The 13,594-nt window shown below is 51.2% G+C and carries 14 protein-coding genes and 1 tRNA gene; 6 read left to right on the top strand and 9 right to left on the bottom strand.

What is annotated here, in order from left to right:
* Positions 1–10 precede the first annotated feature (10 nt).
* From KGA69_RS10555 to KGA69_RS10540, 4 genes are all read right to left on the bottom strand, one after another.
* Positions 11–787: a fimbrial biogenesis chaperone gene (locus tag KGA69_RS10555; protein ID WP_045391961.1), complete on the bottom strand. Its 777-nt coding sequence runs from the start codon at positions 785–787 to the stop codon at positions 11–13.
* Between the two features lie 26 nt (positions 788–813).
* Complete coding sequence (locus KGA69_RS10550; RefSeq protein WP_213293077.1) at positions 814–3,285, bottom strand: fimbria/pilus outer membrane usher protein; 2,472 nt, start codon at positions 3,283–3,285, stop codon at positions 814–816.
* A gap of 40 nt (positions 3,286–3,325) precedes the next feature.
* Positions 3,326–3,874, bottom strand: a complete 549-nt coding sequence (locus tag KGA69_RS10545; RefSeq protein WP_045391965.1) for a fimbrial protein — start codon at positions 3,872–3,874, stop codon at positions 3,326–3,328.
* Positions 3,875–3,943: 69 nt separating this feature from the next.
* Positions 3,944–4,492, bottom strand: a complete 549-nt coding sequence (locus KGA69_RS10540) for a fimbrial protein (protein ID WP_015369827.1) — start codon at positions 4,490–4,492, stop codon at positions 3,944–3,946.
* 645 nt (positions 4,493–5,137) lie between these two features.
* On the opposite strand from KGA69_RS10540, the gene KGA69_RS10535 reads away from it, so the two are divergent.
* Both KGA69_RS10535 and KGA69_RS10530 read left to right on the top strand, forming a co-directional pair.
* Positions 5,138–5,926 carry a winged helix-turn-helix domain-containing protein gene (locus tag KGA69_RS10535; protein ID WP_045391968.1) on the top strand — a complete coding sequence of 263 codons (789 nt, stop codon included), beginning with the start codon at positions 5,138–5,140 and terminating at the stop codon, positions 5,924–5,926.
* A 1-nt stretch (position 5,927) separates the two neighbouring features.
* Positions 5,928–6,446, top strand: coding sequence for a hypothetical protein (locus KGA69_RS10530; RefSeq protein WP_045391971.1), 519 nt, complete (start codon positions 5,928–5,930; stop codon positions 6,444–6,446).
* Between the two features lie 213 nt (positions 6,447–6,659).
* Here KGA69_RS10530 and KGA69_RS10525 read toward each other — a convergent pair whose 3' ends face one another.
* From KGA69_RS10525 to KGA69_RS10505, 5 genes are all read right to left on the bottom strand, one after another.
* Complete coding sequence (locus KGA69_RS10525) at positions 6,660–7,016, bottom strand: putative T6SS immunity periplasmic lipoprotein (RefSeq protein ID WP_045391973.1); 357 nt, start codon at positions 7,014–7,016, stop codon at positions 6,660–6,662.
* 2 nt (positions 7,017–7,018) lie between these two features.
* Positions 7,019–7,561, bottom strand: coding sequence for a type IV secretion protein Rhs (locus KGA69_RS10520; RefSeq protein WP_045391976.1), 543 nt, complete (start codon positions 7,559–7,561; stop codon positions 7,019–7,021).
* A gap of 516 nt (positions 7,562–8,077) precedes the next feature.
* Positions 8,078–8,151: transfer RNA gene (locus KGA69_RS10515), tRNA-Gly, on the bottom strand.
* 80 nt (positions 8,152–8,231) lie between these two features.
* The gene (actS, locus tag KGA69_RS10510; RefSeq protein ID WP_045391979.1) at positions 8,232–8,951 is read right to left on the bottom strand and encodes an amidase activator ActS; all 720 of its coding nucleotides are present in this window, start codon (positions 8,949–8,951) and stop codon (positions 8,232–8,234) included.
* 81 nt (positions 8,952–9,032) lie between these two features.
* Entirely contained in the window at positions 9,033–9,953 is a 921-nt protein-coding gene (locus KGA69_RS10505; protein ID WP_045391982.1) for a LysR family transcriptional regulator, read from the bottom strand.
* A 211-nt stretch (positions 9,954–10,164) separates the two neighbouring features.
* Between KGA69_RS10505 and KGA69_RS10500 the strand changes: the two genes are divergently transcribed.
* Genes KGA69_RS10500 through idi form a run of 4 tightly spaced genes read left to right on the top strand, consistent with a single transcriptional unit; the run spans position 10,165 to position 13,585 of the window.
* Positions 10,165–11,658, top strand: coding sequence for a UbiD family decarboxylase (locus tag KGA69_RS10500; protein WP_045391985.1), 1,494 nt, complete (start codon positions 10,165–10,167; stop codon positions 11,656–11,658).
* A gap of 11 nt (positions 11,659–11,669) precedes the next feature.
* Positions 11,670–12,248, top strand: coding sequence for a UbiX family flavin prenyltransferase (locus KGA69_RS10495; RefSeq protein WP_015369800.1), 579 nt, complete (start codon positions 11,670–11,672; stop codon positions 12,246–12,248).
* A 12-nt stretch (positions 12,249–12,260) separates the two neighbouring features.
* The gene (locus tag KGA69_RS10490; protein ID WP_004144724.1) at positions 12,261–12,977 is read left to right on the top strand and encodes a DUF554 domain-containing protein; all 717 of its coding nucleotides are present in this window, start codon (positions 12,261–12,263) and stop codon (positions 12,975–12,977) included.
* A 53-nt stretch (positions 12,978–13,030) separates the two neighbouring features.
* Positions 13,031–13,585, top strand: a complete 555-nt coding sequence (gene idi, locus KGA69_RS10485; protein WP_015703418.1) for an isopentenyl-diphosphate Delta-isomerase — start codon at positions 13,031–13,033, stop codon at positions 13,583–13,585.
* The last annotated feature ends 9 nt before the right edge of the window (positions 13,586–13,594 follow it).

Raw genomic sequence — 13,594 nt, 5'->3', positions numbered from 1 at the left:
TACGAGTCCTTTACCGGGGCTGTTGCTCCATCGGCAATGCTTTACACACATTGCCTGTGCAGCTGAATTTCAATTCAGGGTGACCGCCAAAATCGTTCACGTACATCATGCTGAACTGGCTGACGCTGGCGTCCGATACCTTGAAATCGAGAGAGGATTTCGGCGAGATCATAATCCCCGGGAAATCAGTCAGTCTGCCGCCGCCCTGGGCTTCAGGTTTGCGGCTTAAGCCGATTAAGGTGACGAAGTATGGCGTTGGGTTATCCACGGTCCAGCGCTGACCCTGCTTGTGAAAGATCAGTTGGTTTTGCCACACCGCTCCCGGCGTTTCCGGCACGATAGCTGTCGGCCGATAGAACAATTTGATTCGCGACTGCATCGCCAGCTGCAGCACGTTCGGCTTATCCGGTTTTGGCGGAATTTCACGCACGTTCAGATAGAAGAGACTCTCGCGATCCTGCGGCAACGCGTTAATTCCGCTGGTTTTCGTCACGCGGGCGATTCCCTTCTGCCCACCGTTAATCCGTTGCAGCGGCGGTAAGACCATTAATGGCGAGGTAATTTTTGTGCCGTGGGCATCTTCTACCCACGACTGAGCCAGAAAGGGAATGCTCGGGCTGGTGTTGGTTAAGTTCGCACTTACCGAGCGCGCATCGCCGGTGATGATCATGCGGGTACGGTCGAGCGCAATACCCGCCCATGAAGCATTGATCTGGGCAATAAAAAACAGGCCACAGGCCACGGGTTTAAGCCAACGCTGGGCGAAATTAAAAGCTTGATTATTCATGACAAAATTCATTCAGGTTATTGAAATTATTCACAAGGCAACAGTACGTTGCCTTCCGGGTTGATTTGTTGCGGCACCTGCAGATGACACTGCGCGCGGCCAGCCCAGGCAACGGAAAGACGCTCGGAAGGATTCACCCCAGCAATCCAGGCCATGCCGTTTTCCATCACCATGGCGACGCTGACGCCGTTGGCGTTAAACACTTCGGCGCCAAACGGCGGCGTCGAGCCATCCTTCAGGCGCAGCAGCGCCATCATTTTTTGCCCCTGCGCGACGGCAAAGCGCTGGTAGCCAATGGCGCCTTCCGTCAGGGTGTTAGTCACGATCGCTTTGGTCGCGGAAATGTCCTCGTCCATGGCGTCCACATCGATACGCGTATCAAAGCTGTGATAGCTGACGACATCCGGTACGACGGCAATACCGAAGCGATTTGAGTGCGCCTGTTCGCCGTTAAGCGGCACATTGGCAACGCCATCGGTATCAACCATCACTCTGGCGGTATTCATTGACGCCTGGCTGTTATGTAGCGCCGCGCCGTGACGCGTCGCCGTAAAGCCGCCGCGTACCGTGCCGCCAACGGAGAAATAGCGTGATTGCTGCCAGCTGACGTTGGATTCCAGTTCCGCCATCATGCTGCGGTGCTGGTAATAGCCATCAAATGCCGTATGACCTTCCCCGGAAACCCCTGCGCGCAAGCGCCACGGATTGTTACGATCGCGGTTATCGGAATACGAAACCATTTGGCTGGTCTGGTTACCGCTGTTCTGTAATTCATAATCCATAGAGCGGCCATCGCCCCATGGCACTGAAATTGAAAGCGAGAGACTGTCGTCGCGTTTGCCCTGATACTCAGAGCGATAAGCCGCAAGGTTGGCGCTGATCCCCTGGATACCCGCGAAGGAAAAACTGTGTCCCATCGATAACCCGTAACGATCCTGGGAACCGCGATCCCAATAGTTCTGGTGGGTATAGGTGAGGTAGAGCGTGGTCGCTAAATGCGGATCGTCAGCAAAAAAGGTTTTGTTGCCGGTAACGGTGTACATCTCTTTTTCGTTGCCGGCGCTGTTGTTACTTTCATACTGCTCGTCGAGAAACTGCGAGAAGGTGCGGAAGTTACGCTGTGAAAAGCGATACCCGGCAAAGGTAATCGCGCTGTTGTACTCATCAAAGGTTTTGGCATAGCTGAGCTTAAAGGACATACCTTTTTGTTCAGCCTGATGCTTCACCCGACTCACGGATTGCGTCGCATCTGCCGACAGCGCTCCCAGCCAGCTTAAATCCCGTCCAATCCCCATCGACCAGGCGTTGTAGCGCTCGCCGGTGAGCAACGCGCCGCCGTACAGTGACCATGCATTGCTCACCCCCCAGGAAAAATCGCCGCTATAAAACGCAGGGCCCTGAACGTCGTGGTTATAACGCGATGGCTTGCCGACCGCGGCGTTGTAGCGAACATAGCCCGGGCGCGTCAGGTAAGGAATATCAGCCGTATTGACCTGAAAAGTTTGTACGCTGCCATCCTGCTCTTCGACCCGCACATCCAACGTACCGCGTACCGAGCCGTGCAGATCCTGAATATTAAACGGCCCCGCAGGAACGGTGGTTTGATAGATAACACGGCCCTGCTGACTGACGGTAACCTTCGCATTACTACGGGCGATGCCGTGCACTTCAGGCGCGTAGCCCTGTAAATTTGGCGGCAGCATACGCTCGTCGCTGGCAAGGTTGACCCCGGTGAAGCGCACCGAATCAAAAACCTGAGAATTCAGATAGATTTCGCCGACCGTCAGTTTTGCAGCCTGCATCGGTAACGGGCGATAAGCATAGATCTGATCCCAGTCGATACGCCCATGATTACCATCTGAAGCGTAATTGGCCTGATACTGGCCACGAAAACGCCATGCGCCGAGGTTAAAACCTGTCTGCCCATAGCCGGACAGCGAGCGATAATGATCGCCGCCCTGTTCGTAATGCGTGGCCTGCCCTGAGATGCTGTAGTCAAAAATCAGCCCGGCGACGCCGTTATCCCAGCGCTCCGGCGGCGTCCAGTCTGGGTCGGTATATTTCATCCATGCCTGAGGCACGGTAATGTCCAGTACGCCTGCGCTATTATTCAGCGCCACACCCGGCAGGCGGGAAATGTCATAGCAGTTTGCGTTAAGCGGATGAATATGGGTCAGCGCCTCTTCTTTGAGCGCCAGTAATTCAAGTTGTTGCGGCGTCAGACACGCCATAGATTTATGTGAATTGGCCGGATCGGCGATATAACGGATTGACTGTTGAGGAATCTCCTGGCTGTTAATACGAACATCCAGCAGATATTCTCCGGGAGCCACAAAGTTGCCTTCGGAAAAACGCTGTAAATCGACATTGTGCCTGTCGCTGGCATCCAGTACGTCGGTATTAAATTCAATGGCCTCATCCGCTTCAGCCCATGAAGCGGCGCAGACCAGAGCAACAAAAAGCGCCAGACGTTTTTTATCTGTTTTCAGCGTGATCATTTTCGTTCGCAACCTTCAGATACCCGAATTGCAGTGCAGCTCAGAGATAATTCACAACAAAATGCGTGACCGCAGTAAATTCGCCAGATGTCATTCTTCCATCGCGGGAGATCAAATAAGCCGTAAATTTGAGCGTATTTTTTCCTGGGTTAAGTACATAGTCCGGTGATGGTTCGCCCAGGTGAATTTGCTGTCCTTTGCTGTCGTATATTTCTATCGCTAAATTTTCAGTTTCCGATTGCACGCTCAAATAATCTGGATTGTCGCTATCGGCTGCGCCGGAAAAGGTAATATTGGCGCGTTGAAACACATTACCGGGATGTTGAGAATCCCCTAGTGAGCATCCCAGCAAATGAATGCTGAAATCATGCGCAGATACTTTTTCAGGTTTTCCGGAAATATCTCTGGCTGAGAGGTCATCAAATTCAACCAGTAGCGACCGGTCGCGCGGATCGACATAACAAGCAGCTTCAATAATATTTCCCCGCATACGCATTTTTCCGGGCGTACTGACAAGACGGTTGGTGTCAGCCAAAACCCATGCAGGCGATATAAAGATAAAAAGCAGTAAAATACGCCATCCAGGCATAACCGCATTTCCTTTCAGTTATTCGCAGGAAGGGTTAAGCAGGCGCGTTAATGCGCCCGCTGCAGATCGTTACTGATAATCGATCTGGAAATTAACGGTAGATTCAAAATCACCCGGAGTTACCGCTGCAGATGCGTTGTTTGCCTGCAGGTAAGCGACGAAATCAATGTCGGTTTCGCCATCGGTAATGTTGACCTGAGAGGCAGCTTTACCCCACTCAACATCCTGGTTGCCGCTGTCAACCATACCGATGCCTGCGCCCTTGGCGGTACCAGAGGTGAAGGCGGCTAGCGCGTTGTTGTCGGCATCAATCGTTGCCGGGGTATAAGTCACAGTAGCGGTTTTTGCGACAGTCGTATCGCAACCCTGCAGAACAATTTTGGCATGTTTAACGCCAGCACGTTGGTTGTCTTTTAACTGAGAAGTTGGGATCTCGCCAAAATTCACCTGCACCGGGCTGGATTCTGGCGCCAGACCACATGCGGAATTAACGAGAGAGCCGGTGAAGTGGATTTTACCGTTAGTCGGTTCAACATTTTTTGCAGCGAAAGCAGAAGATGCAGTAAAAGTCATTCCCGCCATCAGCGCACAGGCCACAGCCACGTTTTTCATTTTCATATTACTACTTAACCTTATATCTGTTTTTTGGTTATTCCGACGATCTATTTCCGCAGACAATTCCTGCCCGGGAAAACCCGATCTCGCGGTAGCGGCAGTGCATATCCTTGCAAACAATCCATCTTAAACCGCACCGTATTTTGAAGTTCATTGGTATTCCATCAGAAATACCGTCCACAGTCGTTTACGCTGTTTCGGGGCTTATATTAAGTCGACGAAAAATTGACACAATGCCAAAATACGGAATCAATCAAACTCAGGAAATCGTGTTGCTTTCCCGTCTGCAGATCGATCTTTTACCTAAAAATCAGCCAAAAAACACGCACCCAACAGTTTTAATATCTATTATTTATGGTTTTTATAGAGCTTTTAACTATCAACTATTTTTTAATTTAGAACAGATAACTGGCAAAATATATTTATAAAATATTTTTAAAAATTGAAAGGGATACCAAAAGTGAGTGCTGACAATAAGATAGTGAAAGAAAGGAAGGAGAATGAATGATTACATAAAGAATATTAAAATATTGTTATGTAAATGATAATAAAGCGATCTATGGCACAACCTCTTTTTATAAATGAATTATGTTATGCTGTTGCTTCCCCCACTCGAATGCGAGATATCCTGCTTTAAAGGAGACATCAGTGATTTCTCATATACCAATAAACAAAATTAAATCCGTAATTATTGGTGATGGTTTAGTTTTCAGACCACTTAAAAATACCCTAAAAGACGTGGCATCTGGTGAAATAGCCACATTGAATAATGTGGCCACACAATTACTGCTCTATTTGTTGCAAAATGGTAAAGAGATATCTTCGCGCGATGAAATTCTGCTAAATGTTTTTCAGCAGAATGGCGCCAGAGCGACGGATGCGAATCTTAACCAGCACATTTCATTTTTGCGCAAAGCCATTACGTCAACAGGTCATCCTGCAGAACTCATCGTTACCATTCCTCGTATTGGATTTCGGATGGGCGACGTCAATATCAATATTCAGCAAATGGAAGAAGCGCAAACGGCCGCCAGAGTTGCCTATGTTGCATCGACGCCGAGGAGAAAGAAACCAAACCGGTGGCCTGTCGCTATCACAGCGTTAATTACCAGCATCGCCGTGCTGGCAACAGCGTGGTTAACATGGATACCCAATCATATAGCCATGACGGACGCGGCTATCTTGCGAACCATCGACTACGAGCAATGCCGTGTACATATATTAGGAAATGCCCTCACAGACACGATAACCGAAAAGAAGGCGCTGGATATTTTCAAGTCCGTGGGGATTAGCCCCAACTGCTCGCACCCTAAAGACCTGTATCTTAATACCTGGGCGAGCAACCATAACCTGGTTGATTGGTCGTTTGCCGCTGAATGCGGCCTCAACCTCGGCTATTACCATTGCATCAGCCAGTATCGCCATCATGAGGAATGATATGAAGCAGGAAAGCGATCACTCTTTTTTACTCTGGTCAGTCGTAATTGTCATTATTGGGCTGGCCGCTATCGCTTATTTGATTATCACTGGGAATGCTAAAAAACAAGAAATCAGTTTTTCCTGCTCCTCGGAATTCACGTCGATACTCGACATCCAGAATACCAAAAAGGAACTCCACGGAATCATGCTGATTACCAGCTACAACTCCGGGCACCTTTCATTATCAGTGCAAGGAAAGCTCAAAAGCGATGACGGCGAGTTTGCTGTAAACCGAAAATTGTTCTTTCGGTATGCTCGTCCGCTTGGACATACTGCCGGCGTTTTCATGCTCACTCCCGAGGGACGCGAAAAATCCCCCGATGATGAAGCAACGGACGCTGTCGATTATCTCTTCTTCGACGCTTACGAACGTGCCGACAAGCTGTATATGTTAAAGCGGCTGAATGAGGAAACGGTTCTTATTGGCGATAACTTTTCACCCCGCTTTGCCTGCGTAATGAATCACTTCGCGGATTAATCACCTTCTGGATATGCGTCGGGTTAAGGATGACCTGATGTATCTCTAAATATGAATGGCACGATTATGCGAGATACTTACAGTAAGACAACATGTGAAGCCGTCAGGCGACTTCATCAGGATATAGCAGACAGTGAAGTTTATCAGATGTCCATGTACCCGAAGGAGCGTGTAGTGGCGCAGCGTGGGGTTATTCTGGGGCAGAATGCCCCCTTATTCGTTGGGATAAGAAAATTCAGCAGTGACTAGATGTGACTCTGATTTATCAGATTGGACGTCATACGCGAAGTTATACCTCTTTCCAGATGTAAACTTAAATCCGAATACAGGAAGACAGTCACCCTTCGGTATATAAACAGGCTTGTCATCCAAAATCTTGTGAAGAGAGTCGCTATTATCGCTATTGATTTGAATAGCAGTGATCCGTTCCTGTGGCTCCAGTGGTGACACCACACAAACTTGATTATCTTTGATTAATGCCGTTGTAGATTCACGATCTACCATTCGATCGCCAGGCCCCGGACATCCCGTTAAGAGAAATACAACACCCAGCAACATTTTGTTCTTCATGTTTAACGCCCCTTCCCTGTTACGATTTTCTGGTAAAGCGAAGGGACATCCTGCAACATATCTACGCCCCTGTACATCCCCATGCGCCCCGATCTCTGATAGTAGGACCACTTACTTATCCCATAAACCAGCAGTAACCAGTAATCAGCTAAAATAGAGGCTTGCTGTTCAAGAGAGTAATCGGTGAGTTTTTCTTTATCCAGCTTGTAGGTATATTCAGCAGCCCAGCTAAAAGCTCCCCGCATTCTCACCCATTGTCCGTGCTGGTGTTGCCAGACATGCCCCAGCTCATGGATGAAAACATATTTATCTTCGATGAAAACTGAGTTTGCAGAAAAGTCTTCCCTGTACATCGACTTTCTGTACCACAACTCCCCGTTGGGAGTCATCGCATAATTTTGTTTCTGTAGTCCAAATGGTAAATAGCTGTCGCAATGAATCCAGACACGGCTATAAACTATCGAATCACCGAATACCCTACGAGCCATTGCTATCTCGCCTAACGTCATCCGGCGTAATGTTCCTTCCTCTGCCTGGGCGCTCATAAACAGTCCTCCTTGTATGTTTTATATCAGGGTATCCAGGGGGCATAAAATGCGCAACTAACAGATTTTGTGCAATAGAAACCATAAAGCCCCGTTGGTGATACAGCAACAAGCGGAGCGTAACAACTTCATTAGATTGTCTGATAGATCACACCTTATCAGGGTGCTCGTGTACCTTTCGGAGCGTGAGCGAAGCGCTGGCAGAGTTGAATCTGTAGCTATCTATCCACCTGTTTATGAGGCTGTGCAGCCTTTACATTGGGCTTAAATGCGTGTGACCAATCTGTCGATGAAATGACAATGCCCAGTTAGGTTTTTGTTCACGTTGTACTATCGCGGTATGACTCTGGAACTGCCGCCAACGTTAAGTTTAACTTTCATCTAACCGTTAACTTCACGTGACAACTAACAGTGTATTTTTGAGTGGTACTACGAGAGATTGCTTATATATACGGGGTCAGTAACCTGTTTCAAAAACAGCAAGTTACAAAACATGCGTGACTACAAGAGAAATTCTGGAGCGGGCGAAGGGAATCGAACCCTCGTATAGAGCTTGGGAAGCTCTCGTTCTACCATTGAACTACGCCCGCGAAGAGGTGCGAAAAGCATTATAGACCTTACGTACCCTGTGGCAAGCCCGGATTGGGCTAACTGCTGATAAAATAACCTTTTAGCACTTAGGCTTACTGCCTTGCGGCGGCAGATAACGCAGCGGGTCGATGGCCGTGGCGCGATAGCGAATCTGGAAATGCAGCCGTACGGAATCGGCGTCCGTACTGCCCATGGTCGCAATCTGCTGGCCAATCTTCACGCTCTGGCCGTTGTTAACCATCATCTTATCGTTATGCGCATACGCGGTGATGTAATCCTCGTTATGCTTAATCATGATCAGGTTGCCGTAGCCGCGCAGCTGGTTGCCGACGTAAACCACCTTACCGGCGCCAGCGGCGTAAACCGGCTGGCCGCGGGTACCGGCGATATCAATACCTTTATTGCCGCCATCGCGGGTGGAGTACGGCATCACCACCTTACCGCTGGTCGGCCAGCGCCAGCAGCGCTGCCCCACCGGCGGCCATGAGGACTGCGGCACCGCCGATGATGGCGTTACGGCGGCTGTGCGGGTGCTGGAGGATTTTTTCCCGGCGGTGCTGCTTTTTGCTTTCGAACCGCCATTAAGTTTCAGTTTCTGCCCGACTTCAATAGTGTATGGCGGAGAGATGTTATTCAGGCGCGCCAGATCGCGTACGCTGGTGCCGGTGCTACGGGAGATCGCATACAGCGTATCGCCGCGCTTCACGGTATAGGTGGAACCAGAATCCGATGTGCTGGAACAGCCGGCTAACACCAGGCTACCAAGCAGCATCATCGCGATATAAAAGCGTGTTTTCATCAGGCGTCCTGCACTCAACGGTTTCTCATCTCGGCGTCATGGACGAATATCATACCAGCCCGAGGGACGATCCCCAATGTCCTACGGTTTTTCTACGACCTCTACTCCCTTCGGCGCGCTAAATGGATAGCCTCCGGCAATAATATCCATCAGCGCCGGGAGATACGACATCGACGGTAATTTCACCAGCGCCGGATAAAATATCTGCGGCGAGGGGAAGACATCAACCACATAGCAATGAGGCAGTTTTTCAGCATTCACTTCCGAGGATGGCAACAATGTCGCCGCTTCCAACCCGCCCTCCAGCCAGTCGAGGATCACCCCTGGTTGGGTAATATGCATAATCACTTTCGCGCTGACGCCGGATTTACGAAACAGGTCCATCAGCATCTCATAGGTGCCGGAATCTTTCGCCCGGTGAAGCAGCACCAACGGCATCGTCGCCAGCGCGTTATAATCGAAGGGGTTAGACGGCGACTGCGGCAAACATTTTTTATTAATGACGGCTACCAATTTTATCGGGTCGAAGGAGACATAATCGAAACCCTCACTACGGTAGGGACGCTGTATTAAGGCCAGGTCGATAGCGCCTTCATTTAATAACGTTTCCAGATGACTTGAATCGGTCACCGAGATATTTATTGCCGTCTCTGGATTTCGCCGATAGAGCTCCATTAATAAAGGCTGAAAATAGTTTTGATAAAGATGCGTTAAGCCAACGCGCACTTCCGCACGGGTCTTTTGCGCAATATCGGCCGTTTCCCTGGCGGTATCTTCCACCTGGCGTAATATTTCACACCCCTTACGATAAAGAAAATAGCCTGCTTCCGTTGGTTCAATACGGTTGCCGCGGCGTTCAAAAAGCGACACCTGCAGCTCTTCTTCCAGCTCTTGTATCCGCTTACTGAGCGGCGGCTGCGCCATGTTGAGCGATTTCGCCGCCTGGCTAACCGAGCCATGTTCGACCACCCGGCAAAAATAGCGTAAGCGTTTCAGATCCATTATCTAACCCCTCTTTATCTGCAGGTCAGTATTGCACTAATGGTATCAAAGAAAAAGCCGCGGAAAATTCCTCTATTTTAATTAATCATTTCTTAACAGCTTTTTAAATTAAACCTTTTTGATCTACTGAGCATCCGGTAAACGGTATTTGTTTAATTAGTCGAACAAAAATATTGTGCGGTTAGCGAAATTGCTTTCCCAAGGAACACTCATGGCACACTCAGATAAAAAAGCGCCGTCATCGGTGCATGATTTACGCTCTGCCCTGGCGCTATTAAAAACGCTACCGGGCGAATATGTTGAAACCGATACCGAAGTCGATCCCCACGCCGAACTCTCCGGCGTTTATCGCTACGTGGGCGCCGGTGGTACCTGCCAGCGTCCGACGCGTAAGAACGGCCCGGTGATGGTATTCAACAACATCAAGGGCTTCAACGACATCAGCGTAGCCATCGGTCTGAACGGTTCACGCCAGCGCGTCAGCCAGTTCCTGCAGTGTGAACCGGCGAAACTGGGCCACCTGTTAAAGGACTCCGTTGAAAATGCCATTGCCCCGACCATGGTGCAGGGCGCGGCGGTATGCCAGGAAGTGGTGCACCTCGCCAGCGATGATGATTTCGATCTGCGCAAGCTGCTGCCTGCGCCAACCAACACCGAAGAAGACGCTGGCCCGTATATCACCATGGGCCTGTGCTATGCCTCCGACCCGCAAACCGGTGAATCCGATATCACCATTCATCGTCTGTGCGTACAGAGCCGCGATGAGCTCTCAATGTGGCTGACGCCGGGCCGCCATATCGATGCCTTCCGCATGAAGGCGGAAGCGGCGGGACAGCCGTTGCCGATCTCGATTAGTATCGGCGTGGACCCGGCTATCGAAATCGCCGCCTGCTTTGAACCGCCGACCACTCCGCTGGGCTTTGATGAGCTAAGTATCGCCGGCGCGCTGCGCGGCCATCCGGTGGAGATGGCGCAGTGTAAAACCATTAATGAAAAAGCCATCGCCCACGCCGAAATCGTTATCGAAGGCGAACTGCTGCCGAACGTACGCGTGCGTGAAGATCAAAACACCAATACCGGCCGCGCCATGCCGGAGTTCCCTGGCTATACCGGCGAAGCCAAAGCGGCGATTCCGGTCATTAAAGTTAAAGCGGTTACCCATCGTATCAACCCCATCTGGCGCACCACCGTCGGGCCAGGCGAAGAACATGTCAACATGGCCGGGATCCCGACCGAAGCCAGTATTCTCGATATGGTAGAACGCGCCATGCCGGGCAAATTGCTCAACGTCTTCGCCCACTCGGCAGGCGGCGGCAAGCTGCTCGCGGTGCTGCAATTCAAAAAATCGTCTCCAGCCGATGAAGGCCGCCAGCGCCAGGCTGCGCTACTGGCATTCTCCGCCTTCCCGGAACTCAAACACGTTATTCTGGTAGATGAAGATGTTGATATTTTCGATAGCGACGACGTGCTATGGGCGATGCAAACCCGTTACCAGGGCGATGTCGATACCGTGGTGATCCCTGGCGTACGCTGCCATCCGCTCGACCCGTCGCAGGTGCCGGAATACAGCCCCAGCATTCTGCAGCAGGGAATGTCGTGTAAAACCATTTTCGACTGCACCGTACCGTTCCATCTGAAGCACAACTTTGAGCGCTCTAAGTTCAAAGCGGTTGATGTAAAACGTTTCCTGCCGGATTTCGAATAAGGGCAAAGACCATGACACCACGCATCATCATTGGCATTAGCGGCGCGTCCGGATTCCAGTACGGCGTCAAAGCGCTGGAGCTTCTGCAGCCGCTGGCGGTAGAAGTGCACCTTGTGGTCTCCAAAGGTGCGGAAAAGACCTGCGAGCTGGAAACGGACTACCGCTTAGACGAAGTGATGGCGCTGGCTGACGTGGTACACCCGATTAACCACCTGGGCGCATCTATCTCCAGCGGATCGTTTAAAACGCTGGGGATGTTAGTCGCCCCCTGCTCGATGCGGTCATTGGGCGCTATCGCCCACTGTCTCACCGATAATCTGCTCACCCGCGCGGCGGACGTGGTGCTGAAGGAGCGCCGCCGGCTGGTGTTGTTAGCACGCGAGACCCCGCTCAATCTCGGCCATATACGCAATATGGCGGCGGTTACCGAGATGGGCGGCATCATCTTTCCACCGGTTCCGGCGCTCTATCAACGCCCGCAAAGCGCAGATGACATTATTACCCATAGCGTGAACCGCGCGCTCGACCTCTTTGATCTTGAGGTCAATAACATCCCGCGTTGGGGTGAAGGCGCGCTGCATTACGCGTAACAGGAACTCGCAATGTTAATTGGTCCATATGTAAATGGTTCCGCCGTGATTATCGGCGGATTGATCGGCGCAATGGCCGGAGGCAAACTTCCGGAACGCGTCAAAACCGCGCTACCGATGACCTTTGGTCTCTGTTCCGTCGGCCTGGGCATCACCCTGGTGCTGAAGGTGAAATATATGCCGGCGGTAGTGCTGGCGATGGTACTCGGCGCTTTCCTCGGCGAACTGCTGCATCTGGAAAAACGCATCGGCAGCGCGGCGGGTTCAACGCGCGGCTTGATTAATAAAGTTTTGCCGCCCGTTCAGGGGTTAGGCCATGAAGAGTTCACCGAAAAATTCGTCGCTATCCTGGTGCTGTTTTGCGCCAGCGGTACCGGTATTTTCGGCGCCATGACCGAAGGTATGAGCGGCGATCCGTCAATCCTGTACATTAAAACGATCCTCGATCTGTTCACTGCCGGGATATTCGCAACCCTGCTGGGCTACGCGGTGATGACCATCGCTATCCCGCAGATCGTTATTCAGGTGGCGCTGGCGATGCTGGCGGTATTTATTCTGCCGATGATCACCCCGTCAATGATGGCGGATTTCTCCTGCGCCGGTGGATTGCTGATGGTAGCGACCGGGTTGCGCATCTGTAACATCAAGCTTTTCCCGGTCGCCAACATGCTACCAGGGCTTGTTTTGGTAATGCCTTTCTCCCATTTATGGGCTACCCTAGTGGCCTGAGTACATGACCCGGCGGGTTTGTGCCGGGTCATTTATTTTTTTCAGGAGTCGTCATGGCCGGGGAACACGTCATTTTGCTGGATGAGCAAGATAAACCCACAGGTATGCTGGAGAAGTATGCCGCCCACACGCTCGATACCCCTTTGCATCTCGCGTTTTCCTGCTGGTTGTTCAATGAGCAAGGCCAGTTCCTGGTCACGCGCCGTTCGCTTAGCAAAAAAGCCTGGCCCGGCGTGTGGACTAACTCGGTGTGCGGACATCCGCAACAGGGCGAGACCTTCGAACAGGCCGTCACCCGGCGCTGCCGCTTCGAACTGGGCGTCGAGATCGCTGATATTGCCCCCGTCCACCCGGCTTTCCGCTACCGCGCCGTCGCCCCGAATGGCATCGTCGAAAACGAAGTGTGCCCGGTTTTTGCCGCACGCGTGGTCAGCGAACTACAACCGAATGATGATGAAGTCATGGATTATCAGTGGGTTGAGCTGCCGGAAATGTTAAGCGCGCTGGCTGCTACCCCGTGGGCCTTTAGCCCGTGGATGGTGCTGGAAGCCAAAAACAAAAACGCGCGTCAGGCGTTGATAGACTTTGTCGCGCGTTTACGCGCGTAACCGCGAGTG

Origin of the sequence: Klebsiella sp. A52, from assembly GCF_018388785.1 — a bacterium.
GTDB classification, from domain to species: Bacteria; Pseudomonadota; Gammaproteobacteria; order Enterobacterales; family Enterobacteriaceae; genus Klebsiella; species Klebsiella aerogenes.
The sequence above is the reverse complement of the archived record's forward strand: the minus strand, read 5'-3'. Positions and strand labels throughout refer to the sequence as shown.